The following is a 23,256-nucleotide window of genomic DNA, read 5'->3' on the forward strand; positions in this document are numbered from 1 at the left end:
GCCGCGGGCCCGATCCCCACTCCACCGATCTCGACGACCATGTCCGACAACGCCTCTTCCACCGTGATCCGCCGCGCCGACTACACGCCGCCGGCCTTCCTCATCGATACCGTCGCGCTCGAATTCGATCTCGCGCCGGCCCGCACGATCGTCAGGAATACGATGCGCGTGCGCCGCAATCCGGACGCGGCACCGACGCCGCACCTGGAGCTGATGGGCGAAGCGCTCGAATTCCTCGGTGCGGCGCTCGACGGCGCGCCGTACGGCGCGGTGCGTGCGCACGAACACGGGCTGACCGTGGAAAACGTGCCCGACGCATTCGAGCTCACGCTCGAAAGCGCGTGCGCGCCGGACCAGAACACGACGCTGTCCGGCCTGTACGTGTCGAGCGGCAATTTCTTCACGCAGTGCGAGGCCGAAGGCTTTCGCCGCATCACCTACTTCCTCGACCGCCCCGACGTGATGGCGTCGTATACGGTCACGCTGCGCGCGGACAAGGCCGCGTATCCGGTGCTGCTGTCGAACGGCAACCTCGTCGACTCGGGCGAGCTGCCCGATGGCCGCCACTTCGCGAAATGGGAAGACCCGTTCCGCAAGCCGAGCTACCTGTTCGCGCTGGTCGCGGGCAAGCTCGTCGCGATCGAGGAGAAGATCACATCCGCCTCCGGCAAGGAAAAGCTGCTGCAGGTGTGGGTGGAACCGGCCGATCTCGACAAGACCCGCCACGCGATGGATTCGCTGATCCACTCGATCCGCTGGGACGAGAAGCGCTTCGGCCTCGAGCTCGACCTCGACCGCTTCATGATCGTCGCCGTGGGCGACTTCAACATGGGCGCGATGGAGAACAAGGGGCTCAACATCTTCAACACGAAGTACGTGCTGGCGAACCCCGAGACCGCGACCGACACCGACTTCGCGAACATCGAATCCGTGGTCGGCCACGAGTACTTCCACAACTGGACCGGCAACCGCGTGACCTGCCGCGACTGGTTTCAGCTGAGCCTGAAGGAAGGGCTGACGGTGTTCCGCGACCAGGAATTCTCGGCCGACATGGCGGCGGGCGACGACGTCGAATCCGCGGCCCGCGCGGTCAAGCGCATCGAGGACGTGCGCGTGCTGCGCCAGCTGCAGTTCGCCGAGGACGCGGGCCCGATGGCCCATCCGGTGCGTCCGGAAAGCTACGTCGAGATCAACAACTTCTACACGATGACCGTCTACGAGAAGGGCTCGGAAGTCGTGCGGATGTACCAGACGCTGTTCGGCCGCGACGGCTTCCGCAAGGGGATGGACCTGTACTTCAAGCGCCACGACGGTCACGCCGTGACGTGCGACGACTTCCGTCACGCAATGGCCGACGCGAACGGACGCGATCTCGCGCAATTCGAGCGCTGGTACAGCCAGGCCGGCACGCCGCGCGTGTCGGTGCGCACCGCGTACGACGCAGCCGCGCGCCGCTACACGGTCACGCTCGCGCAAGGCTACGGCGATGCGTCGCCGGCCGCGCGCGAGACGCAGCAGGGGCCGCTGCTGATTCCGTTCGCGATCGGCCTGATCGGCCGCGACGGCCGCGACCTGCCGTTGCGCGTCGACGGCGAAGCCGCCGCGTCGGGCACGACGCGCGTGCTCGAGTTCACCGACACCGAGCAGACCTTCACGTTCGTCGACGTGCCCGAACAACCGCTGCCGTCGCTGCTGCGCAATTTCTCGGCACCGGTGATCGTCGAGTACGACTACAGCGACGACGACCTCGCGTTCCTGCTCGCGCACGACAGCGATCCGTTCAACCGCTGGGAAGCCGGCCAGCGGCTCGCGACGCGCGCGCTGCTGACGCTCGCCGCACGCGCCGCCGCGAACGAGCCGCTCACGCTCGGCGAGAACTTCGTCGCTGCGTTCCGCCGCGTGCTGACGGATGAAAACCTGTCGCCCGCGTTCCGCGAGCTCGCGTTGACGCTGCCGTCGGAAACCTATCTGGCCGACCAGATGGCCGAAGCCGATCCGGCCGCCGTGCATCGCGCGCGCCAGTTCGTGCGCCGCCAGCTCGCGACCGCGCTGCGCGCGGAGTGGCTCGCCGCGTACGAGCAGCAACAGACGCCGGGCGCGTACGAGCCGACGCCGGACGCATCCGGCCGACGTGCGCTGAAGAATCTCGCGCTCGCGTATCTCGCCGAACTCGAGGATCCGGCCGACGCCGTGCGCATCGCGACCGCGCAGTACGACGCGGCGAACAACATGACCGATCGTGCCGCCGCACTCGGCGCCCTGTTGTCCGCCGCGGCGTCGGGCGCGAACGACGCGGCCGCGCGCGCACTCGACGACTTCTACCGTCGCTTCGAGAAGGAAGCGCTCGTGATCGACAAGTGGTTCGCGATGCAGGCCGCGCAACGCGGCACGCCAGAGCAGCCGACGCTCGCGAAGGTCCGCAAGCTGATGGCGCATCCCGCGTTCAACCTGAAGAACCCGAACCGCGCACGCTCGCTGATCTTCAGCTTCTGCGCGGCGAACCCCGCGCAATTCCACGCCGCGGACGGCTCGGGCTATGCGTTCTGGGCCGAACAGGTGCTTGCGCTCGATGCGATCAATCCGCAGGTCGCCGCGCGCCTCGCCCGCTCGCTTGAACTGTGGCGCCGCTTCACGCCGGCGCTGCGCGACCGGATGCGCGAAGCGCTCGAACGGGTCGCCGCCGGCGCGAAATCGCGCGACGTGCGCGAGATCGTCGAGAAGGCGCTCGCGTAACCGCTCGTGTAACCTCGCGCACGCGATTTGCCCCGCGCCCGTGCGACGAAGCCGGCACCGCCCCATGGCGGCGCCGGCTTTTTTGTCGCCTGAAGGTTGGCGGGGTCGGAGCCGGATCGCGCGTTGGCGCACCTCGCTTCCCGTCGCCGGCGCTCGCCCCGGCGCACGGCGCGCGCCGCAATCCGGCCGGGCGCGGTCGCGCGGTCATGTAACCGGACGAAAAAAGGCGGCGGGCTGCAAGGCGCGCCGGGTAAAATTGCGGCAATTCAAGGATTCTTTGGCCTTTCGGAGTCTGTCATGTCCATTGCCCGCCGCACCACGCTGTCCAAGTTCCTGATCGAGCAGCAGCGTGAGACCAACAACCTCCCCGCCGACCTCCGCCTGCTGATCGAAGTCGTCGCCCGCGCATGCAAGGCGATCAGCTACAACGTGTCGAAGGGCGCGCTCGGCGATGCGCTCGGCACCGCCGGCAGCGAAAACGTCCAGGGCGAAGTGCAGAAGAAGCTCGACATCCTGTCGAACGAGATCCTGCTCGACGCGAACGAATGGGGCGGCAACCTCGCCGCGATGGCGTCGGAGGAAATGGAAACGTTCTTCCCGATCCCGGCGAACTACCCGCGCGGCGAATACCTGCTCGTGTTCGACCCGCTCGACGGCTCGTCGAACATCGACGTGAACGTGTCGATCGGCACGATCTTCTCGGTGCTGCGCTGCCCGGACGGCAAGCAGGCCACCGAGGAATCGTTCCTGCAGCCGGGCACCGAGCAGGTCGCGGCGGGCTACGCGGTGTATGGCCCGCAAACCGTGTTCGTGCTGACGACCGGCAACGGCGTGAACTGCTTCACGCTCGATCGCGAAGTCGGTTCGTGGGTGCTCACGCAAAGCAACATGCAGATTCCGGCGGATACGCGCGAATACGCGATCAACGCCTCGAACGCACGCCACTGGTACGAACCGGTCCAGCGCTACGTCAACGAACTGAACGCCGGCAAGGAAGGCCCGCGCGGCGACAACTTCAACATGCGCTGGATCGCGTCGATGGTCGCCGACGTGCATCGGATCCTGAACCGCGGCGGCATCTTCATGTACCCGGCCGACAAGCGCACGCCCGATCGTCCGGGCAAGCTGCGCCTGATGTACGAAGCGAACCCGATGTCGTTCATCGTCGAACAGGCGGGCGGCGCGGCAACGACGGGCACGCAGCGCATCATGGAAGTGCAGCCGACCGGCCTGCACCAGCGCGTGCCGGTATTCCTCGGTTCGAAGAACGAAGTCGAGCGCGTGACCGCCTATCACAACGAAGGCAAATAAATTTGCACTGCAGCACTAGACGGAGGTGCGAGACATCAGTACAATCGCGCCTTCGCGATGTGGCCCTGACAGGCTGCATCGCAGTGAAGTGAAAGCGGGAAGTCCGCCGGATCGAAGGTGTCGCGAAGCAGCAGCAGCAGCAAGCTGAAAAAATTTCGCAAAACCTATTGCCAAGATCTCGGATTTCACCATATAATTTCATTTCTCTGCTGCCGGTGTAGCTCAGTTGGTAGAGCAGCGCATTCGTAATGCGAAGGTCGTAGGTTCGACTCCTATCTCCGGCACCAAGATATAAAGGCCTGACAAGCATCGCTTGTCAGGCCTTTTCTCTTTTCCGGCCACGATTGCGATACACGAGGCCGTGCGCCCCCCCTCCCCGTCATGTCCGCTTGCGGGCATCCCCCGACTCCCGCCCCGCGCGCCGCCGATTACAATCGCCGAACCACCCGGCCCTTCTCCGCATCATGCGCATCTGGCGCCTCGAACGACCGAACCTCGGCGGACACCTGGACGTGTCCCGCGCAACCGGTCTCGTCACCGCGATCGGCGGCGGCGAGCCGAATGCGTTCGCCGCGGAAATCCTGAAGCTGTTCGACGATGCGCTGTCCGTCACGCAGTGCACGATCTTCGCGTACGAGTTCGGCAATCGGCCACGCACGCTGTCGGTCGCCGATCATCGCGGCGGCCGCTACCTGCGTGACGTCGCCGACACCTATGCGCGACATTTTTATGCGCTCGACGGCAACCAGAAGATCGTCTCGACCGCCGGTCGCGGCACGCACCACCGCGGCGTGATGCTGCATCAGCAGGCCGGAGACGAGATCCGCCACGACGCCTATCGCGCGGCGTGCTACCGCGACCCCGACGTGTCCGATCGCCTCGCGTTGCTGATGCAGCCGAACGACTCGACGTGGCTGTCGATCAACCTGTATCGCGCGCAGCGCAGCGGCGCGTTCCAGCCGCGCGAGATCGCGGTGGTCGAAACGCTTGCTCCGCTGATCGCGCAGGCCGCGCAACATCACTACGCGCTCGCCGGCGCGGCACAGGTCGGCATCCCGCAACTGATGCTCGCGCGGCTGCGCAGCGCGTGCCCGGCGCTCTCCAAACGTGAACTCGACGTGCTGCGCGGCGTGCTCGAAGGCCAGACCGCGCAGGAGATCGGCGAAACGATCGGCGTGAAGGCATCGAGCGTCGTCACCTACCAGAAACGCGCGTATCGGCGCCTCGGCATCTCGAGCCAGCGCCAGCTATTCGCGCTGTGCCTGCAACCCTGAGCCGCGCGCGCCGCCCCTGACCGCGTCAGGGTATGTCCTGCCCCACCGCCAGCGTCGCCTTGTACCCGGAATGGGGACAGCGGTGCCCGGTCCGGCTTCCATACTGCATCCAGCCTGCCGCACGCATCGCGCCGTCGCGCGTGCGCATTCAATCCGTGCAACCTGGAAGCCAACGATGGGCATCGAATTCAAGCCATATCCGTTCGTCGCCGCGCGCCATCCCGCGCAGCTGCCGGCCTGCCGCGACGGTGTCGACGTGCAGCGGCACCGCGTCGCGATCGTCGGCGGCGGGCCGGTCGGCCTCGCCGTCGCGCTCGGCCTCGCCAATCACGGCATCCGCAGCGTGCTGCTCGAAGCCGATGATTCGGTCTGTCACGGCAGCCGCGCGATCTGCATCTCGCGACGCAGTCTCGAGATCATCGAGCGGCTCGGCGCACTCGACGGATTTCTCGGCGTCGGCCTGCCGTGGAGCGGCGGACGCAGCTTCTATCGTCACGAGGAAGTGCTGCATTTCACGATGCCGCAGGACGAAAACCAGAAGCTGCCGCCGATGGTGAACCTCGCGCAGTATCACATCGAGCAGTTCCTGCTCGATGCCGCGTTGCGCCGCCCCGAACTCATCGAAATCCGCTGGCAGACGAAGGTCTCGGGCGTCACGCGGCACACTGACGGCGTGCGCGTCGACGTCGATACGCCGCTCGGCGGCTACGCGCTCGATGCCGACTGGATCGTCGCATGCGACGGCGGCCGAAGCACGATGCGCGACGCGCTCGGCCTGTCGCTGCACGGCACCCGCTATGAAGGCCGTTACGTGATCGTCGACATCGCGCTCGACAGCGATCGGCCGACCGAACGGCTCGCCTACTTCGACCCGCCATCGAACCCGGGCTCGACGGTGCTCGTCCACAAGCAACCCGACAACGTATGGCGGATCGACTACCAGTTGCGCGACGATGAGGATCCCGAAGCGGCCGTGCGGCCCGAGAACGTGATTCCGCGCGTGCAGAGCCTGCTCGACATGATGGGCGAGCGCGGCGACTGGTCGCCGATCTGGATCACGATCTACAAGGCGAACGCGCTGACGCTCGAGCGCTACCGCCACGGCCGCGTGCTGTTCTGCGGCGACGCAGCGCACCTCGTGCCGATCTTCGGCGTGCGCGGCGCGAACTCGGGCATCGACGACGCCGACAATGTCGCGTGGAAACTGGCGTACGTGATACGCGGCCTCGCGTCGGACGCGCTGCTCGACAGCTACTCGGACGAACGTGTGTTCGCCACGCACGAGAATCTGCGTTACGGCACCAAGAGCACCGAGTTCATGGCGCCGCCGTCCTTCGCGTTCGAGCTGATGCGCAAGGCCGTGCTGACGCTCGCGGTCCGGCATCCGGCGTTGCGTTCGCTGATCAATCCGCGTCAGACGTCGGCCATCGCGTATACGGCGTCGCCGCTCAATGCGGACGAACGCGATGCGTTTTCGGCCGGGCCGCCGCCCGGCTCGGTGCTCGCCGAGTGTCCGCTGATGCTGCACATCGGCAACGACGACGGCGCGCGTCGCGGCCACCTGACCGATCTCGTCGGCTCGGGCTTCACCGCGTTCCGCTTCACGCACGATGGTGCGCCCGATCCGGCGTTCTCCGCTCTAGAGCAAAGCCTTCACGACGCCGGCATACCGTTCGCGCTGGTCACGCTTGCGCGGCACGCGGTGCCGCAACACGCGGGATGTGGCGGCCACGATGCCGACGGCCGGCTGTTCGACATGTACGGCGCGCGCGACGGCACCGTCTATCTCGTGCGTCCGGACGGACACGTGCTCGGCCGCTGGCACGATGCACGCCCCGCCGACCTGAGCGCAGCACTCACGCGCGCGCTCCATCCGCACCCGTCAGCCGATCTTCAGGAAAACGCATGATGACCGACACCGAACGCGACATCCTCTATACCGACCTGTGCCGCACGATGACCCGCATCGGCGAAACCGATGCGTCGCTCTTCCTCGCCCGCTTCGCGCTGCTCGCGATCGACGCGATCGGCGATGCGGCGACCGTCACCCGCCTGATCGCCGACGCCGGCGACGGCCTGCCCGACACGGGTGCACCGGCGCCGACGCACGGACAATGACACATGACGCTCCGCTCGCGGCGATCATCCATTTCTTACAAATTTATTTCGAAGCCGGACGAATCCTCTGGAAAAACCCGTTAAGGGTGCATAACATTACTTAACGATTCCGACCCGTCTATCGCGTTACATTGCGTGGGCGGCGCGGCGGATCGCATGCCGCTTTCACGCAGCTTGCGGTGAAACAGCCGACGTCCGGTCATTTCGACTCAACACAAGGAGAGGATCACCATGACTCATGGCTTGATTATGTGGCTCATCATCGGCGCGATCGCCGGCTGGCTGGCGGGCCTGCTCGTCAAGGGCGGCGGGTTCGGCCTGATCGTCGACATCATCGTCGGTATCGTCGGCGCGGTGATCGGCGGCTGGCTTGCCGGGTTGCTCGGCATCAGCATCGGCAGCGGCTTCATCGGCTCGGTGGTCGTCGCGGTCATCGGCGCCGTGATCCTGCTGTTCGTGATCCGGCTGTTCAGGCGCGCGGCCTGACGATCTTCTCACGCGCCTTCGGGCGCGTTTTCGTTTCGCAATTGCATCGAAGCGGCATGCGGCATTGCGCAGCGTGCCGCCTTCCGGTTTTACCGGCGCTTGCCGCTTTGCAACCAGCCGTCGAGCACGTCGGTCGTCAGCAATCCGCTGCGCGCGTCGCGTGCGCCATCGCTGCCGATCCATACGGTACGCGGCATTTCTCCCCGCCATTTCTCGTCGAGAGCCGCGCGCAGACGCTCGGGCATCGGCTCCGCGTTCGCGTATTGCGCGACCTGCGGCGGCAGGTTCATGTGCGCGAGCGCCTGTGCGATGGCAGCGCCGCTGTCGTCGAACGCGTCCATCGAAACCATCGCGAGCCGCACGTCCGGATGTCGGCGCTGCCACGCGACCAGATGCGCGGCGTTCTCGCGGCAGTAGCCGCAATCGAGCGACCAGATCTCGACCGCGAGCGGCCGTTCGTGCGCCGTCGCGTACAACTGCCGGACCTCGGCCGCGCGCAGCGGCTGCAGTTCGCCGGCCCACGCCGGCACGCCCGCGAGCATCGCGCCGAGCAGAATCATCCATCGCTTCATTGCACGCCCTCCACGGGAATCAGCCGGTAGCCGTCGTTACGCGTGCGCCACGACAGGTAGATGCGCCCCGCATCGTCGAGCAGCTGCGGGTTGTCGCTCGCGCCCGACGTCGACGCGATCTCGCGCGGCGCCGACCAATGCTCGCCACGATCGTCCGAGCGGCGCAGCTTGATGTGCATCGTGTCGCCGTCGAACGCCTTCCATGCGAGCCAGACCACATCGCCGCGTGCGACGAGCGCCGCATGCGACGCCTGCTCGGCCGGCACCGCCGGATTCGCGCCGAACGCCCAGGGCGTGCCGAGCGGCCGGCCATCGCGGTCGATGCGCGAATAGAACACGTCCGCTCGCCCGTCGACCACGCCGAACCACGCGATGTGCCGCGTGCCGTCCGGCGTGATCGCGAGCGCCGGCCCATGCTCGGGGCATGCTTCGACATGCCAGTTCGAAAACGTCGCGCGCATCGGCACGACAGGCTCCGACGCAGACACGGGCAACGCCGCGAGCGCATGGTCGCGGATCTGCCCCGGGAACACGTTGCGCCACACGGCTTCGATGTGTCCCGCCGGATCGATCGCCATCGCGATCCGGCAGCATTCGCATGTGTGATCGGTCACCTTGCGCTCGGGCTCGAAGGACGCACCGCCGTCGCGCGACACCGCGTAGTAGACGGCTGCACCTTCGTACGCCTGCCCCGCTGCCTTCGCCGCGACGAGATCGCGCTTGTCGATCCACGCGATAACGACGTTGCCGGCCGGATCGACCGCCATCATGTCGAAGCGGTGCGTGATCGCCTGCCGGTCGCGATGCACGGTGACGGGCACGCTCCAGGTCGCGCCACCGTCGAGCGAACGCGAGAAGCGCACCATGCCGGTGTACGGCGCATCGAGCGGCATCGACCACGATACGTACACCGCGCGACCATCCGGGCTCGTCGCGATCTTCGGGCGATTCTCCGCGCTCGTGTAGATCGGCTCGGGCATCGCGTTGACGGTCGCGGGTGCGGACAGCGTGCGGCCCGCGTCATCCGAGTGCGCGACGACGACATGCGCGCCTTCGACCCACGCGACCCACAGCCGATGCCGCACGTCGAATGCGGCGCCGCTCGCCAGCGGCTGCTTCTGCTGCGCCGGCGCGGCGTGCATGCCCATGTGCGCGGCATGCGGATCGGCCGCCGCCGGAGCGTCGTGCGCGGCGGCAGTCGACAACGCCGCGACCCACAACACGCAGCCTGCCGCAAACGATTTCACAGCGACCATTTCAGTTCTCCGAAGAAAGTGCGGCCCGGATACGGATGGAACACGTAGTAGCGGCGGTCGGTCACGTTGTCGATGCCGACAGACGCCGTCCAGTGACGGTCGAAGCGGTAGCGCGCCTTCAGGTCGACGACCGTGAAGATGCTCGTGCCGCCGTACACGTCCGGATTCACGTCGCTGTTGTCGAGCGTATTGAACTGGCGGCCCGAGTAGCGGACGCCGACGCTCGCGAGCCAGTGTTCATCGAAGCGATACGACGCGAGCAGGTTCGCGCGCATGCGCGGGATGCGCGGAAAGCGCGAGCCGACGTATGCCGGATTCGCGGTGTCGGCCAGGATCTGCGCATTGCTCGCCGACACGTTCGCGTCGATGTCGAGCCCGCGCAGCACGACGTTCTGGCCGCTGAATGCGAGCTCGACGCCGCGTACGCGCACGCGATCGACGTTCGAGATGTTGGTGATGCTCGACGCGCCCGACACTGTCGTCTGGCTGTAGATCGAATCGCGCAGGTCGCTCTGGAACACGCTCGCGCGCACGACGCCGACGCCCACGTCGCGCTCGGCCGTGAAGTCCCAGTCGATTGCCTTTTCCGACCGCAGGTTCGGGTTGTTGTTGACGATCGCGTTGTTCGAGATCGTCCCCTGGAACAGCTCGCCGACGGTCGGGAAGCGCGTGCCGGTCGCGAACGATACGCGCAAGCGCCAGACGTCCGTCGCGTCCCATTGCAGCGCGACTTTCGGCGACAGCGCATTCGCGCTGCGGCCTGCGTAGCCGAGCGTGCCGGTGGCGTTGCCGAGCGCGCCGCCGTATGCATCCCAGCGTTCGTAGCGCACGCCGAGGGTCGCGAGCCAGCCGGGCGCGAAGCGCCACGCGTCCTGCGCGAACAGCGCCTGCGTGCGCGTGTCGCCCTGGTACACGCTGGCGAGCGACGTCGTCGGCCCGGCCAGCCAGTCGGCCGTGTTGTACGTGACGTTGCGCAGGAAATAGTTGTCGTAGTGATAGCCGAACGTGAACGCGTGGCCCTTCACTTCCGGCGCCTCGGCCTTCAGGTCGAACGTGCGCCAGCCCGTGCCGTCGCCCTGGAACAGCGTACCCGCACCGCCCTGCACGGTCGATGCCGCGCGCAGCACGTCGCGCGACACGTCGTACGCGGACGCCACGCCCGACAGCCGCCAGCCCGAGTCGAGCCGGCCGTTCAGTCCGAGCGCGTACAGCCAGTTCTCCTGGTCGCCGCGCTGGGGCGCGAACGCGTTCGGCGCGACGGTCATGTTCCGGCCGCCGATCGACACGTTGCCGCCGTAGACGGGATTGCCGGCCGCATCGCGCAGGAAGGTTTCGCCGTGCTGCCGGTAATGGTTTTCCCAATGCCCGAGCGTCAGCGTCGCGTCGACATGGTCCGTGAACGCGTAGCCCATCCGGACCGTCTCGTTGATCTGCTCGGTCCGTTCGATGTTCTGCGCGCCGACGACCGTGCGCGGCTTGCCGTTCGGTCCGATGTCGGCAGCCGCCCCCGATACGGGCACCGCGGCGCCGAGCTTCGGGTTGTAGGCGGAATTGGGGCTCGCATACTGCATCGGCTGGCCGTCGTTCTCGAGCCGATCGAGCGACAACGAAAACCAGAACCTGCCGACGCGGTTCGCGATTCGCGCAGTCTGGTGATTGCCGCCGAAGCTGTCCGCGAACCCGTAGCCGTCGTGATAGCGCTGCGTGAAGAACTGCGTCGACAGCGATGCCTCGAGCGCATCGGGGCGCCGCGTCGTCAGCAGCACGGTCGAGCCGATCGCATTGCCGGGATAAAGCGCGGAAAACGGACCATACAGCACGTCCACGCGCGCGATATCGTCGGGCGCGATCAGCGACCAGCGCGGCGGATACGCATAGCTCGAGCCCAGCAGGTTCGACAGCAACAGGCCGTCGGCGTAGACGAGCCCGCGCGCACTCTGCAATTCGTTGAAGTCGCGGCCGGCGAACACGCTGTTGCGGTCGCCGATGTAGCGCTTGCGAACCATCAGGTTCGGGGCGTATTTCAGCGCGTCCTCGGTGGTGACGTTGGTGTGCGCGTCGATCTGCTCGCGCGTGACCGATTCGACGACGGCCGGCGTATCGGGATCGACGGGTTGCCGCCGGGCGGTGACGCTAACGGCCATCAGCGTGTCCCCCGGCGACGCGGGCGTGACCGCGGCGACCGGTGCGGCACGATCGGCCGGGGCGCCGGCGCCTGCCGGCAGCGGGTCGGCGGATACGACATCGACCGTGGCCGCCTGCGCAGCCGGCCATGCAAAAGCGGCCGCGCACGCGAGTGCGAGCCGGCCACGCGACGGCCGCGTAGCGAAGGTGAACGACATGGATGAATTCCTGAAAACGTGACTGGACGCCGCCGGGCACGAGTCGACGCGCCGCGCGCATGCGGCGCGGCGCGCGGACCGGGCCGCGGGCGGCACGCACGCCACCGGGGCGCGCGAACGATATCAATCAGGTCGGGACGTTTTCAGGCGGGCCGCGCGGCTGCGCGAGACGGATGCCCTTGCGGGGAAAAACAGGAACGGCCGGGGTGGCCGCCCGGTACGCGAACGCGCGCACGAAGCCCGGCAACGCAGGCAGGCTCGCACCGAGCGCCACGTTCGCCGCGAAGCCGGGACAGTACACGCAGTGCGGCACGCCGGCATGGTCGAACGATGACGTGCCGCGGTCGTCGTCCGGCTGCGCGAGGACGATCTGACGCGCGCCTGCCGCACTGCACAATTCGAGCGTGAGCTCGCCGGAACCGGTCGATGCGAGACGCGCATAGCCGATGACGGGCGACAGTACGTTCAGTACGAGCGCCAACCATACGAGGCCGATCCATCGCGTCGTTCGTTTCATTGCGGTCCAGGAAAAAGTGCGCGCAAGTATAACAAGCGGTCCGATTGTTGCGATGCGCGTGATGCAATAGCCGGCATCGCACGGCGCGCCGCAGCGCATGTGCCGTTAATACAACAGAGACAAAATCTAACGATTCGCCACTGGCATAAATCCAAGCACGAGGTTGATAATCATTGAACCTGCTGGAGAAATGACCATGGACGAAAGACCAACCCGCATGCCCCCGCCCGAGCAAGTGATGAGCCCGGATCCGGAACCTGTCGGCGTGGAATTCCTCGCCGAATTGCCCGAGCATGTGCGGGCATTCTTCGACGAGCAGCACAAGCTGTACTCGCCGAAGTGAACCTGCGTTCCGTTCCGTAACCGCCGCGTGTCGATCGATATCGTGCGGTTCATCGCTGCGTTTTCGGCGCAGATCGCTTCGCACCCGGGCTGCAACGGCCTGACGGTGCCGGATCGGCGCGTCCGCTGATTCTTCTGTCGCGTCGTTCCGCCGCGCGACTGTCTTCGTCTATTCTTCTGGTTTTCCACTTCCGGCCCGCCCGGTTCTCCCGATCGTTCCGATGAAACAAGCCATTCGTGCCAGCGCCGCTGTCGCCGCGCTCGGTGTCGCCCTTCTTTCGTCGCCGCACGTCGCGCGCGCGGACGGCGACGATACCGCACTCACCAACCTCGTCGCGCTCGCATCGCAGCGGCTCGCGCTTGCCGAACCCGTCGCCAGATGGAAATGGGCGAACCACAAGGCAATCGAAGACCGGCCGCGCGAAGCGGCATTGCTTGCGTCCGTCGAGAAACGCGCCGGAGAGTCCGGCGTGGATCCGGCATTCGCGCGTACGTTCTTCGAGGATCAGATCGCCGCCAGCAAGGACGTGCAGAACGCGCTCTTTGCCGCGTGGCGCGCGACGCGGCCGCCGGAAGGCGCACCGCCCGATCTCGCGACCAGCACGCGCCCGGCGCTCGACCGGCTCACGCAGAAAATGCTGGCCGGCCTCGCACAAGTCGCCCCGCTGCGCGACGCGCCCGACTGCCAGGCGCGGCTTGCACGCAGCATCGCAAACTGGAAGACGCTCACCCGCTACGACCCGAGCCAGACGCAGGCGCTCGGCGTCGCGCTGTCGCACGTCTGCTCGGCCGGCGGCGCCAGCGCGATCGGCTGACGGCGCACGGCCATTGCACGCTGCGGCCGGGATGCTCAGTCGGCGGGCGTGAGTGCCGCTAGCGGAACCAGTTGCAGGCCGCGCGCGAGATGCGTCTGCAGCAAGCGATGCGTATGCGGCTCGAACGCGCCGTCCGCGCCGTCAGCCGCAAGCTGGGCCGCCGCATCGAGCGACTCGGCCACGCCCAGATAGCGCCAGCCGTCGATCACGTGAAACAGCCGGCGCTCGCCACTCGCCTCGAACGTGACCGGGCCGCCGAACGGCCAGGGTGCATGGCCGGCACGGGCGCTTTCGGCGGCCGGACGCCGGTTGTATGACGGACGCAGGCGAGCGATCCACTGCGCTTCCGCAAGCATTGCGCCGAGTTCGTTGCCGGTCTCCCGCCATTCGACGCGCCGCACCTGCTGCGCGATGCGCATTTCCTTCGACGAGCGCCGCTCGCCCGTCAGCAGCGCGCGCAAGCGCTGCCGCACGCGCACGCTGCGGCCGACGTACAGCGCTTCGTCGCCCTCCCCGAACAGCGCGTACACGCCGCATCCGGCCGGCGCCGTATCGAGCCACGCTTCGGTCATGCCGCCCGCGAGGCGGAAGTGGCGCGTGGTGCGTGCAATCTGGTCGCGCAGACGATCGAGCGGCACGATCTCGTGCAATTGCCGCCAGAACTGCCAGAGGAGATCGGCATCCGCGAGCGCGCGATGGCGGGCGGCGGGGACGAGACCGTGGCGTTCGATCAGCGCATCGAGTCCGTGTCGCGCCTCCCGCGGAAACAGCGCGCGCGACAGCCGCACCGTGCAGAGTACGTCCGGATTGAATGCGAAGCCGGCGCGCTCGAATTCGGCACGCAGGAAGCCGCGGTCGAAGCTCGCGTTGTGCGCGACGAACAGCTTGCCGTCGAGCCGCTCGAACAACCCGGGCGCGAGCGACGCGAACGACGGCGCGTCGCGCACCATCTCATCGGAAATGCCCGTCAGTTGCTGGATGAATGGCGGAATCGATTGCCCCGGATTGACCAGCGTCGTCCATGTCGATACGCCGAGCGGACTGATTTCGACCACGCCGATTTCGGTAATGCGGTGCTCGGCGGACGAGCCGCCGGTGGTTTCGAGGTCGACGAAGACGAGCGGCTGTTCGCAGGCGGGATCGGATGGACTGAAGTCGGACATGAAAGGACGGAAAAGCGATGCTTCCGTGAGTATGCACCGGCACGCGTGTTCGCGACAGTCCGAAACGGATTCGATTCGCCGGTCACGGGTTTTCGTGCCCCGGAAAAACAAAAAGCCCCCGCGCTGCGGGGGCCGGACGTGATCGGCAATGCGTGGCGCGTCAAACCGCCTGGATATTCGCTGCCTGCTTGCCTTTCGGCCCGATTTTCACGTCGAAGGAAACGCGCTGGTTCTCCTTCAGCGTTTTGAAACCTTCCATCCGGATTTCGGAAAAGTGCGCAAACAAATCTTCGCCGCCATTGTCGGACGTAATAAAACCGAAACCTTTAGCATCGTTAAACCATTTTACGATACCGGTATCCATACCTTCGTTCCCCACTCGTTTAGATCAAAAAAGCTACTGTTTATAGCCGCCTCCCGACATCCCGCAACGGCGCGCCGATACTCCCCCCAGCGCTCCGCCCGGGGACGGAGTGCTGACTTTATAAATTGGACAATCCGGGTGCGTCAAGGAAATTTTTGGCGGTTTCTTTATCAAAAAAACGTCAATACCGCTGGAATCGGTACACCATCGCCTTTCATTAATTGATCCGCATCAAAAACCTGTCAATATTACCGGGATGTCAATCACGCATAATCGAAATGATGAAAAACCTACCGGGGACAAATCGGAGCGGTAAAATCCTCGGGTTTTTTCCGGATTGCTAAGAGCGTCGGACGTTGCGATGCTGGGGCAATGCAATGGAAGGAGAAGGTCATGTGGCTGGACGGAATCAAACGCTTCGCGAGTCGGCTCGCACGCGTACGCCGCAAGTCCCGCGCGCTGGCCGAGTCCCGTGAAAAGCCGTGCGACACCGAGTTCGACCCGACCTGGCACGGCGATCATTGGCAGAACCTGCTGGCGTCACCGCTGGACGCTCGCCACTACGTGATGGAAGACTGGACGTACACGCCACCGCAGGCCGATGCCCGCGACACGCCGCCAACGGGCAAGCGCAAGCGACGCTCGTACGCGCAATAGGGAATCCGGCAGGAACGCAGGCAAAAAAAAGCGCGACTGGGAAGTCGCGCCGACAAAGGTTTGGAGATCTTTTCCGTCAACGAAAAAGTCTGCTTCGGAAAGCAGAGATCGCAGTATAGCGAGAGAACATCCTTTCATTATCCATGCTCCACACAAACCTCTATTGCCGATGTGTCAATAATGGCGCTACGGCCGCTCTCGGCCGCCGCTGACTGCCTGTCGCGATCGCGCAACGTCGCTGACATCCGTTACGCAGTCCTGAGCACCCTCTTGATCTGCTGCGTTGCGGCAAAGCCTTGATGGCCGGGCCTCTCCGCCCACCCAGCCATTCTTGCGAGATTCAAAATACTGTATTGCCAGAAGCAATTTTCTTCTGCCCCCGCGCGAATCCGTACACTGCAAATGGATTTCCGACGAGGGTGCCGCGCTCTACGCGCACGGCGTCGCCAACCCGCGATGCCGCCGATGCCCGCAGCAGGTTCGATCGATACCATCCTGTTTGGAGACAGATCATGAAAAAGCCCCTGATCGTCGCCGCATTGACCGGCGTGTGTGCCACTGCCGCCCATGCGCAAAGCAGCGTCACGCTGTACGGCCTGATCGATGCCGGCATTACCTATACGAACAACCAGGGTGGTCACAGCGCGTGGCAGGAGACGAGCGGCTCGATCAACGGCAGCCGCTGGGGCCTGCGCGGTACCGAGGATCTCGGCGGCGGACTGAAAGCGATCTTCACGCTGGAAAACGGTTTCGGGATCAACAACGGCACGCTCAAGCAGAACGGCCGCGAATTCGGTCGTCAGGCCTTCGTCGGGCTTGCGCACGAGAGCTACGGCTCGCTCACGCTCGGCCGCCAATACGACAGCGTCGTCGATTTCCTCGGCCCGCTGTCGCTGACCGGCACCCAATACGGCGGTACGCAGTTCGCGCACCCGTTCGACAACGATAACCTGAACAATTCGTTTCGGATCAACAACTCGGTCAAGTATCAGAGTGCCAACTATGGCGGCCTGAAGTTCGGCGCGCTGTACGGCTTCTCGAATTCCAGCGATTTCTCGAACAACCGCGCATACAGCGTGGGCGCGTCGTACAGCTTCATGGGTTTCAACGTCGCGGCCGCGTACATGCAGCTGAACAACAACATCAACGCACTGTCGCTCGCGGCAAGCGATCCGGGCGCGGTGGCCGGCGACTGGACGTTCGCCGCCAGCCGGCAGCGCACCTGGGGCGCGGGCCTCAATTACGCGTTCGGGCCCGCGACGGCCGGCTTCGTGTTCACGCAGACGCGCCTGACCGATTCGGCCCGGATCAGCGCCGGGCAGTCCGGTGTGACGGGCGGCATCCCGCTCGCCGGCGGCACGCGCTTCAACAATTACGAAGTGAACGGCCGCTACGCGCTGACGCCGGCATTCTCGCTCGCCGGCTCCTACACGTACACCGACGGCCGACTCGACGGCCAGACGCCGAGCTGGCACCAGTTCAACCTGCAGGCCGACTATGCGCTGTCCAAGCGCACCGACGTGTATCTGCAGGGCGAGTACCAGCGAGTCAACGCGGACGGCCTGGCGCTCGGCGCGAACATCAACGGGCTCGGCACCGCGTCGTCGACGAACAAGCAGATCGCCGTCACGGCCGGCATGCGCCACCGATTCTGAGCGATGCGGCCGGCCCCCGCCGGGCCGGGACCATCATGACGAAGCGCCCTACGGGGCGCTCGTCGTATTCGGCTCGACAACGCTTGCTGCTCACGCGCTGCCCGGTGCCGGATAACGAACGTCGAGCACGTCGATCGGCTGGGGACCGGCCGGCGTCATCAGCGTGACGGTGTCGCCGATCCTCGCCTTGATGAGCGCCCGCGCGATCGGCGAGATCCAGCTGACGCAACCGCGATCGAGATCGACCTCGTCGATCCCGACGATCGTGACCGTGTGATCCTCGCCGTCCGGCGTCGCGTAATCGACGGTCGCGCCGAAGAACACCTGGTCGACATTCTCCTGCCGGCTCGCGTCGACGACTTCGGCGAGATCGAGCCGCTTCGTCAGGAAGCGGATCCGGCGGTCGATCTCCCGCAGCCGCCGCTTGCCGTAGATGTAATCGCCGTTCTCGGACCGGTCGCCGTTCGACGCGGCCCACGATACCAACCGCACGACCTCGGGACGCTCGACGTCGATCAGGTTCAGGAGTTCGTCCCTGAGCCGCTTGTGACCGGCCGGGGTGATGTAGTTCTTCGTGCCCGCCGGAATCGCGGGTTGACCCGGGTCGAGATCGTCGTCGTCGCTGTCCGACTCTTTGACAAACGCCTTGTTCATGATGCAGATTCAATACATGGATGACTGATGCATCAAGGGTACACGAACGCGGGCCACCCAAGATCGGGTGACATTTTTTGCGAATAAGGCTTCCCTTTTTATACAACCCTGCTATACTTCCGCTTCTGCGTGCGGCTGTAGCTCAGTTGGATAGAGTACTTGGCTACGAACCAAGGGGTCGTGGGTTCGAATCCTGCCAGCCGCGCCACCTTTTTGGGGGCCTTCCCATCGCAGAAGGTTCCGACAGTTGAAGTAGTACCGCTTTGCGTGCGGCTGTAGCTCAGTTGGATAGAGTACTTGGCTACGAACCAAGGGGTCGTGGGTTCGAATCCTGCCAGCCGCGCCACCTCAGAAGGGCCTTCCTCCGGGAAGGCCCTTTTTTCTTTTCGCGCCCTTCCCTCTCTTCGGCCAGCGTTCGTTCGGCTCGAATCGGCTCGCCGCTGCACGACACCGCCCGCCCCGCGACACAAATGAAAACGGCGGCCCATGGCCGCCGTCGCATCGCGCCGCAAACCGCCCCGTGCGGCGTCAGTAATCCTGTCGCTCGCGCTCGATTCGCATGCCGCCGTCGTGACGCGCATGGACGCTGTCGTCGGTCGAGCGCTCGCGCATGATCCGCATTACGTCCGGATTGGTCCGCACGCGCCGCATCACGTTCGCGAGATGCACGCGATCGCTGACCTGGATCACGAACCGCAGCACCGTCGATTCGTGCGTCAAATCCTCGTCCATCGCGATGTGAACGATGTTCGCGTCGGCCGATGTGATGTCCGCGGCGACGCGCGCGAAAATGCCCTTCGTGTTCTTCACGAGCGCCTTCACCGCGACGTCGAACAGGCGACCGGGCTGCGGCGCCCACTCGACGTCGATCCAGCGCCCCGGATCGCGCCGATGGATGCGCTGCGCGACCCGGCAATCGGTCGTATGAATCGCCATCCCGAGGCCGATGCCGATATAGCCCATGATCGCATCGCCCGGAATCGGCCGGCAGCACGCCGACAGTTGCACGGACATCCCTTCGGTGCCGGTAATCACGACCGGCGGCGCATTGTGCGCGGGATGCCGCTCGGACTTCGGCAGATCGTCGTCCGCGTCGCGGCCGCTCATCAGCACCTCGATGCGCTTGGCCATCACCGCGGCGACGCGGCGGCCGAGGCCGATGTCCGCGAAGATTTCCTGGCGGCTCTTGTTGCCCGTCCACTGGACCAGCTTTTCCCACACCTCCGGGCCGACGTCGGCGAGCGCGAGGCCGTAACCCTTGAGGCTCTGGTCGACGAGCCGCTCGCCGAGCTGCACCGACTCGTTCAGGCGCATCGTCTTCAGGTAGTGACGGATCGCCGAACGCGCCTTGCCGGTGCGCACGAAACCGAGCCAAGCGGGGTTCGGCTTCGAATACGGCGCGGTGATCACCTCGACGATGTCGCCGCTCTTCAGCTCGGTACGCAGCGGCAGCAACTCGTTGTTGATCTTCACGGCCACGCACTGGTTGCCGAGATCGCTGTGGATCGAATACGCGAAATCGAGCGCCGTCGCGCCGCGCGGCAGCGCCATGATCTTGGACTTCGGCGTGAACACGTAGACCGCATCCGGGAACAGGTCGATCTTCACGTGTTCGAGGAATTCGCTCGAATCGCCTGCTTCGCTCTGGATGTCGAGCAGCGACTTCAGCCACTGGTGCGCGCGCTTCTGCACGTCGTTCAGATCCGCGCCGCCATTCTTGTACAGCCAGTGCGCGGCCACGCCGGCCTCGGCGATCTCGTGCATCTTGCGCGTGCGCACCTGGAACTCGATCGGCGCGCCGAACGGGCCGACGAGCGTCGTGTGCAGCGACTGATAGCCGTTGATCTTCGGGATCGCGATGTAGTCCTTGAACTTGCCGGGCACGGGCTTGTACAGCGAGTGCAACGCGCCGATGCACGTGTAGCAGTCGAGCGGATTGTCGACGACGACGCGAAAGCCGTACACGTCGAGCACCTGCGAAAACGACAGCTGCTTGTCGCGCATCTTGCGATAGATGCTGTAGATCGTCTTTTCGCGGCCGGTGATCTCGACGTCGAGCTTCGCGTCGGCCATCACACGCTGAGCCGCCTCGAGGATCTTGCTGATCACCTCGCGGCGGTTGCCGCGCGCGGCCTTCACGGCCTTCTCGAGCGTCGCGTAGCGATGCGGGTTGAAGTTCGCGAAGCTCATGTCCTGCAGCTCGCGATACGTGTTGTTCAACCCGAGGCGGTGCGCGATCGGCGCGTAGATGTCGAGCGTCTCGCGTGCGACGCGGCGGCGCTTTTCCATCGGCACCGCGCCCAGCGTGCGCATGTTGTGCAGACGGTCGGCGAGCTTCACGAGGATGACCCGCACGTCGCGCGCCATCGCGAGCAGCATCTTGCGGAAGTTCTCGGCCTGCGCTTCCTCGCGGCTGCGGAACTCCATCTTGTCGAGCTTCGACAGGCCGTCGACCAGTTCGGCGACCTTCGGGCCGAACCGTTCGGCCAGCTCGCTCTTGGTCACGCCCTGGTCTTCCATCACGTCGTGCAGGAGCGCGGCCATCACGGCTTGCGCGTCGAGCTTCCAGCCGGCGCAGATTTCGGCGACGGCGACGGGATGGGTGATGTAGGGTTCGCCGCTCTGGCGATATTGACCGAGGTGGGCTTCGTCGCTGAAGTGGAACGCCGCCTTGACCTCTTTGATTTCTTCCGGAGGGAGATACTCGGCAAGCGCGGCCGTCAGATTCGCGATCGAAACGACGCCGTGCTTGCGCGGCTGCTCCGGTGTGGCGGTCGGCCCGAACAGATGCCGGAAGGACTGTTCGAGGACCGCGTCGATGTACTGGCGCGCAGGCGACTGGGCCGTGGCTTCGGTGGTCGAATCCGCGGAGGCGGACGATGGGGTGGTGCTCATATTCGCCTCCAGGTGGTCGAGTCGTTGCGCGCGTGGACTACATGGCTGGAACGGGCCGGATGCGCGTTACACCGGCACCTTCTTCAGCATCTCGACGCCGACCTGGCCGGCAGCGATCTCGCGCAGCGCGACGACGGTCGGCTTGTCGCGGCTCTCGATCTTCGGCGTATGGCCTTGCGCGAGCTGCCGCGCGCGGTAAGTGGCGGCGAGCGCCAGTTCGAAGCGGTTGGGGATTTGCTTCAGGCAGTCTTCGACGGTAATGCGAGCCATGTTGGTAATTCCTTCTGAATATAGTCCCTATTCTACCTTATGTCCCTCTACCCCCGCGTCATTCCGCGTGGGGCAAATGGATGCCGAGCTCGATGAACAGCTCGGCATGTCGCGCGTACTGCGAAGCAAAGCGCAGACGCGTCGCCGCGACGATGCATTCGAGCTCGGCCAGCGCACGATCGAAATTCTCGTTGATCACGACGTATTCCGCTTCGGACGCGTGCGCCATCTCGCTGCCCGCGGCGAGCAGGCGTCGCGTGATCACGTTCGGCTCGTCCTGGCCGCGCTTCTTCAGACGCTCCTCGAGCGCATCGAGCGACGGCGGCAGAATGAAGATGCCGACCGCGTTGCGGAACTGCTTCTTCACCTGCTGCGCGCCCTGCCAGTCGATCTCGAGCAGCACGTCGTGGCCGCTCATCATCTGCTCTTCGATCCAGACGCGCGACGTGCCGTAATAGTTGCCGTGCACTTCCGCGCTTTCGAGGAATTCGTGCGCGGCGTGGCGCGCGCGGAAATCCTCGACGGTCGTGAAGTGGTAGTGCTGGCCGTCCTGCTCGCCCGGGCGCGGCTTGCGCGTCGTGTACGAAATCGACAGGCAGATGTCGCGATCCTTCGACAGCAGCGCGTTCACGAGCGTCGACTTGCCGGCGCCCGACGGCGCGATGACCATGAACAGGTTGCCGGGATACACGCCGCCGTGCAGCGCATGCGACGCGTGGCCGTCGTGAGTGGGATGGGTCATGTTGCGTTACTCCAGGTTTTGCACTTGCTCGCGCATCTGCTCGATCAACAGCTTGAGCGCCATCGATGCGTCGGCCAGTTCCTTCGCCGCCGCCTTCGAGCCGAGCGTGTTTGCTTCTCGATTCAGTTCCTGCATCATGAAGTCGAGACGCTTGCCGACGCGGCCGCCCTTCTCGATCACGTGACGCGTTTCGTTCAGGTGCGCGGTGAGTCGCGACAGCTCTTCCGCGATGTCGATCCGGATGCCGTACATCGTCACTTCCTGACGAATGCGTTCCGCGGCTTCCTCGCGCGTGACGATCGGCGCGCTGCCTTCGGGCGCCGCGAGGCCGAGCGCTTCCTGCAGCCGCTCGACGATCTTCTGCTGATGCTTCGCGATCAGCTCCGGCACGAGCGGCGTGATGCGCGCGACGATCGCCTCCATTTCGGTGACGTTCGACAGCAGCATCGTCGCCAGTTGCGCGCCTTCGCGCGAACGCACGACGACGAGCTCGCCGATCGCTTCCTTGCCGCACGCGAGCACCGCATCGCGGATCGCGTCGGCCGACACGCCGCTCTCGGCGAGCACGCCCGGCCAGCGCAGAATCTCGCCCGCGCGCAGGCGGCCGACGCCCGGAAACGAATCGAGCACCGAGCGCTCGAGCTCCGCGAGCTGGCCGAGGGCCGTCTGGTTCAGCGCGCCGGCGCCGATGCTCTGCTCGCCGCGCTGCAGGTTGATGCGCACGTCGACCTTGCCGCGCGAGAGCTTGTTCATCAGCATTTCGCGCAGCGCGGGCTCGCACGCGCGCACGTCGTCCGGCATGCGGAAATTCAGGTCGAGGAAGCGCGAGTTCACGGTGCGCAGTTCGACCGACACGCTGGTGCCGCCGTTGCCGGTGGCCGTGGCGAGTTCGCGCGTCGCGCTCGCATAGCCCGTCATGCTGTAGATCATGGTTCGTCTCGCCGTCTGGGTGCCCTTGGCGGGCGGGAAAATGTCGAGGCGCCCGGCGCATTGCAAGGCGCGGGGCGGGAAGCGCGCATTATCCCATTTTTGCGCGCCACCCCGCCGGGCAAGGCTGCCGTTCGGCGCTAAAATCGGGGTTTCCTCTTCC

Annotated in this window: 21 protein-coding genes and 3 tRNA genes; 13 read left to right on the forward strand and 11 right to left on the reverse strand. The window is 65.7% G+C overall.

Going from position 1 to position 23,256, the window contains the following annotated elements:
• Positions 1-39: 39 nt before the first annotated feature.
• From pepN to HW466_RS23230, 7 genes are all read left to right on the forward strand, one after another.
• Positions 40-2,733, forward strand: a complete 2,694-nt coding sequence (gene pepN, locus HW466_RS23200; RefSeq protein WP_151006269.1) for an aminopeptidase N — start codon at positions 40-42, stop codon at positions 2,731-2,733.
• Between the two features lie 297 nt (positions 2,734-3,030).
• On the forward strand, positions 3,031-4,044 hold the full coding sequence (locus HW466_RS23205; RefSeq protein ID WP_059448196.1) for a class 1 fructose-bisphosphatase: 1,014 nt from the start codon (positions 3,031-3,033) through the stop codon (positions 4,042-4,044).
• Positions 4,045-4,255: 211 nt separating this feature from the next.
• Positions 4,256-4,331, forward strand: a tRNA-Thr gene (locus tag HW466_RS23210).
• Between the two features lie 177 nt (positions 4,332-4,508).
• Positions 4,509-5,318 carry a helix-turn-helix transcriptional regulator gene (locus HW466_RS23215; protein ID WP_151006700.1) on the forward strand — a complete coding sequence of 270 codons (810 nt, stop codon included), beginning with the start codon at positions 4,509-4,511 and terminating at the stop codon, positions 5,316-5,318.
• A 175-nt stretch (positions 5,319-5,493) separates the two neighbouring features.
• Positions 5,494-7,227: an FAD-dependent oxidoreductase gene (locus tag HW466_RS23220; RefSeq protein WP_174906056.1), complete on the forward strand. Its 1,734-nt coding sequence runs from the start codon at positions 5,494-5,496 to the stop codon at positions 7,225-7,227.
• Complete coding sequence (locus tag HW466_RS23225) at positions 7,224-7,436, forward strand: hypothetical protein (RefSeq protein WP_151005985.1); 213 nt, start codon at positions 7,224-7,226, stop codon at positions 7,434-7,436. Before HW466_RS23220 ends, HW466_RS23225 begins: the two co-directional genes overlap by 4 nt.
• Before the next feature lie 231 nt (positions 7,437-7,667).
• Positions 7,668-7,922, forward strand: a complete 255-nt coding sequence (locus HW466_RS23230) for a GlsB/YeaQ/YmgE family stress response membrane protein (protein ID WP_059448192.1) — start codon at positions 7,668-7,670, stop codon at positions 7,920-7,922.
• Positions 7,923-8,011: 89 nt separating this feature from the next.
• On the opposite strand, the gene HW466_RS23235 is transcribed toward HW466_RS23230, so the two are convergent.
• The 4 genes from HW466_RS23235 to HW466_RS23250 all read right to left on the reverse strand — a co-directional run bounded on the left by HW466_RS23235 (position 8,012) and on the right by HW466_RS23250 (position 12,609).
• On the reverse strand, positions 8,012-8,494 hold the full coding sequence (locus HW466_RS23235; RefSeq protein WP_059448191.1) for a thioredoxin domain-containing protein: 483 nt from the start codon (positions 8,492-8,494) through the stop codon (positions 8,012-8,014).
• Positions 8,491-9,750, reverse strand: coding sequence for a sialidase family protein (locus HW466_RS23240; protein WP_151005986.1), 1,260 nt, complete (start codon positions 9,748-9,750; stop codon positions 8,491-8,493). The genes HW466_RS23235 and HW466_RS23240 overlap by 4 nt, the downstream gene beginning before the upstream one ends.
• Complete coding sequence (locus tag HW466_RS23245) at positions 9,738-12,092, reverse strand: TonB-dependent receptor (RefSeq protein WP_174906055.1); 2,355 nt, start codon at positions 12,090-12,092, stop codon at positions 9,738-9,740. Before HW466_RS23245 ends, HW466_RS23240 begins: the two co-directional genes overlap by 13 nt.
• Before the next feature lie 127 nt (positions 12,093-12,219).
• On the reverse strand, positions 12,220-12,609 hold the full coding sequence (locus tag HW466_RS23250) for a DUF2946 domain-containing protein (protein ID WP_059772236.1): 390 nt from the start codon (positions 12,607-12,609) through the stop codon (positions 12,220-12,222).
• Positions 12,610-12,805: 196 nt separating this feature from the next.
• Between HW466_RS23250 and HW466_RS23255 the strand changes: the two genes are divergently transcribed.
• The gene (locus HW466_RS23255; protein ID WP_009690993.1) at positions 12,806-12,952 is read left to right on the forward strand and encodes a hypothetical protein; all 147 of its coding nucleotides are present in this window, start codon (positions 12,806-12,808) and stop codon (positions 12,950-12,952) included.
• A gap of 220 nt (positions 12,953-13,172) precedes the next feature.
• Positions 13,173-13,766: a chorismate mutase gene (locus HW466_RS23260; protein WP_151004174.1), complete on the forward strand. Its 594-nt coding sequence runs from the start codon at positions 13,173-13,175 to the stop codon at positions 13,764-13,766.
• A 35-nt stretch (positions 13,767-13,801) separates the two neighbouring features.
• Here the strand turns inward: HW466_RS23260 and HW466_RS23265 are convergent, their stop codons facing one another.
• Both HW466_RS23265 and HW466_RS23270 read right to left on the reverse strand, forming a co-directional pair.
• Entirely contained in the window at positions 13,802-14,929 is a 1,128-nt protein-coding gene (locus HW466_RS23265; RefSeq protein ID WP_060273807.1) for an exonuclease domain-containing protein, read from the reverse strand.
• A 160-nt stretch (positions 14,930-15,089) separates the two neighbouring features.
• The gene (locus HW466_RS23270; RefSeq protein ID WP_059448185.1) at positions 15,090-15,293 is read right to left on the reverse strand and encodes a cold-shock protein; all 204 of its coding nucleotides are present in this window, start codon (positions 15,291-15,293) and stop codon (positions 15,090-15,092) included.
• Positions 15,294-15,686: 393 nt separating this feature from the next.
• Here HW466_RS23270 and HW466_RS23275 point away from each other — a divergent pair, with 393 nt between their 5' ends.
• Together HW466_RS23275 and HW466_RS23280 are read left to right on the forward strand one after the other, a co-directional pair.
• Positions 15,687-15,950, forward strand: a complete 264-nt coding sequence (locus HW466_RS23275; RefSeq protein WP_151004172.1) for a hypothetical protein — start codon at positions 15,687-15,689, stop codon at positions 15,948-15,950.
• Positions 15,951-16,462: 512 nt separating this feature from the next.
• Complete coding sequence (locus HW466_RS23280; RefSeq protein ID WP_059448183.1) at positions 16,463-17,605, forward strand: porin; 1,143 nt, start codon at positions 16,463-16,465, stop codon at positions 17,603-17,605.
• Between the two features lie 90 nt (positions 17,606-17,695).
• Here the strand turns inward: HW466_RS23280 and greB are convergent, their stop codons facing one another.
• Positions 17,696-18,259 (reverse strand): transcription elongation factor GreB, encoded by a 564-nt coding sequence (greB, locus tag HW466_RS23285; protein WP_059448182.1) that lies wholly within the window; start codon positions 18,257-18,259, stop codon positions 17,696-17,698.
• A 131-nt stretch (positions 18,260-18,390) separates the two neighbouring features.
• On the opposite strand from greB, the gene HW466_RS23290 reads away from it, so the two are divergent.
• Both HW466_RS23290 and HW466_RS23295 read left to right on the forward strand, forming a co-directional pair.
• A tRNA-Arg gene (locus HW466_RS23290) sits at positions 18,391-18,467 on the forward strand.
• Between the two features lie 61 nt (positions 18,468-18,528).
• Positions 18,529-18,605: transfer RNA gene (locus HW466_RS23295), tRNA-Arg, on the forward strand.
• A 182-nt stretch (positions 18,606-18,787) separates the two neighbouring features.
• Here the strand turns inward: HW466_RS23295 and HW466_RS23300 are convergent.
• From HW466_RS23300 to HW466_RS23315, 4 genes are all read right to left on the reverse strand, one after another.
• Positions 18,788-21,154 (reverse strand): RelA/SpoT family protein, encoded by a 2,367-nt coding sequence (locus HW466_RS23300; RefSeq protein WP_059448181.1) that lies wholly within the window; start codon positions 21,152-21,154, stop codon positions 18,788-18,790.
• 66 nt (positions 21,155-21,220) lie between these two features.
• Positions 21,221-21,424, reverse strand: coding sequence for a DNA-directed RNA polymerase subunit omega (gene rpoZ, locus HW466_RS23305; RefSeq protein ID WP_006025620.1), 204 nt, complete (start codon positions 21,422-21,424; stop codon positions 21,221-21,223).
• A 58-nt stretch (positions 21,425-21,482) separates the two neighbouring features.
• Positions 21,483-22,166, reverse strand: coding sequence for a guanylate kinase (gene gmk, locus HW466_RS23310; RefSeq protein ID WP_059448180.1), 684 nt, complete (start codon positions 22,164-22,166; stop codon positions 21,483-21,485).
• A 6-nt stretch (positions 22,167-22,172) separates the two neighbouring features.
• A complete protein-coding gene (locus tag HW466_RS23315) occupies positions 22,173-23,096 on the reverse strand; it encodes a YicC/YloC family endoribonuclease (protein WP_059448179.1) in 924 nt (307 codons plus the stop codon).
• Positions 23,097-23,256: the final 160 nt, after the last annotated feature.

This window comes from Burkholderia territorii, assembly GCF_902833055.1.
In the GTDB taxonomy this organism is placed as follows: Bacteria; Pseudomonadota; Gammaproteobacteria; order Burkholderiales; family Burkholderiaceae; genus Burkholderia; species Burkholderia territorii.

Excerpts from the sequence above, each read along its gene's own strand:
- HW466_RS23250 (WP_059772236.1), bottom strand. The coding sequence starts at position 12,609 with ATGAAACGAACGACGCGATGGATCGGCCTCGTATGGTTGGCGCTCGTA.
- HW466_RS23265 (WP_060273807.1), bottom strand. The coding sequence starts at position 14,929 with ATGTCCGACTTCAGTCCATCCGATCCCGCCTGCGAACAGCCGCTCGTC.
- HW466_RS23205 (WP_059448196.1), top strand. The coding sequence starts at position 3,031 with ATGTCCATTGCCCGCCGCACCACGCTGTCCAAGTTCCTGATCGAGCAG.
- rpoZ (WP_006025620.1), bottom strand. The coding sequence starts at position 21,424 with ATGGCTCGCATTACCGTCGAAGACTGCCTGAAGCAAATCCCCAACCGC.
- HW466_RS23240 (WP_151005986.1), bottom strand. The coding sequence starts at position 9,750 with ATGGTCGCTGTGAAATCGTTTGCGGCAGGCTGCGTGTTGTGGGTCGCG.
- HW466_RS23235 (WP_059448191.1), bottom strand. The coding sequence starts at position 8,494 with ATGAAGCGATGGATGATTCTGCTCGGCGCGATGCTCGCGGGCGTGCCG.
- HW466_RS23260 (WP_151004174.1), top strand. The coding sequence starts at position 13,173 with ATGAAACAAGCCATTCGTGCCAGCGCCGCTGTCGCCGCGCTCGGTGTC.
- HW466_RS23270 (WP_059448185.1), bottom strand. The coding sequence starts at position 15,293 with ATGGATACCGGTATCGTAAAATGGTTTAACGATGCTAAAGGTTTCGGT.
- HW466_RS23300 (WP_059448181.1), bottom strand. The coding sequence starts at position 21,154 with ATGAGCACCACCCCATCGTCCGCCTCCGCGGATTCGACCACCGAAGCC.
- HW466_RS23275 (WP_151004172.1), top strand. The coding sequence starts at position 15,687 with ATGTGGCTGGACGGAATCAAACGCTTCGCGAGTCGGCTCGCACGCGTA.
- HW466_RS23220 (WP_174906056.1), top strand. The coding sequence starts at position 5,494 with ATGGGCATCGAATTCAAGCCATATCCGTTCGTCGCCGCGCGCCATCCC.
- HW466_RS23255 (WP_009690993.1), top strand. The coding sequence starts at position 12,806 with ATGGACGAAAGACCAACCCGCATGCCCCCGCCCGAGCAAGTGATGAGC.
- HW466_RS23215 (WP_151006700.1), top strand. The coding sequence starts at position 4,509 with ATGCGCATCTGGCGCCTCGAACGACCGAACCTCGGCGGACACCTGGAC.
- HW466_RS23245 (WP_174906055.1), bottom strand. The coding sequence starts at position 12,092 with ATGTCGTTCACCTTCGCTACGCGGCCGTCGCGTGGCCGGCTCGCACTC.
- HW466_RS23315 (WP_059448179.1), bottom strand. The coding sequence starts at position 23,096 with ATGATCTACAGCATGACGGGCTATGCGAGCGCGACGCGCGAACTCGCC.
- HW466_RS23280 (WP_059448183.1), top strand. The coding sequence starts at position 16,463 with ATGAAAAAGCCCCTGATCGTCGCCGCATTGACCGGCGTGTGTGCCACT.
- pepN (WP_151006269.1), top strand. The coding sequence starts at position 40 with ATGTCCGACAACGCCTCTTCCACCGTGATCCGCCGCGCCGACTACACG.
- gmk (WP_059448180.1), bottom strand. The coding sequence starts at position 22,166 with ATGACCCATCCCACTCACGACGGCCACGCGTCGCATGCGCTGCACGGC.
- HW466_RS23230 (WP_059448192.1), top strand. The coding sequence starts at position 7,668 with ATGACTCATGGCTTGATTATGTGGCTCATCATCGGCGCGATCGCCGGC.
- greB (WP_059448182.1), bottom strand. The coding sequence starts at position 18,259 with ATGAACAAGGCGTTTGTCAAAGAGTCGGACAGCGACGACGACGATCTC.
- HW466_RS23225 (WP_151005985.1), top strand. The coding sequence starts at position 7,224 with ATGATGACCGACACCGAACGCGACATCCTCTATACCGACCTGTGCCGC.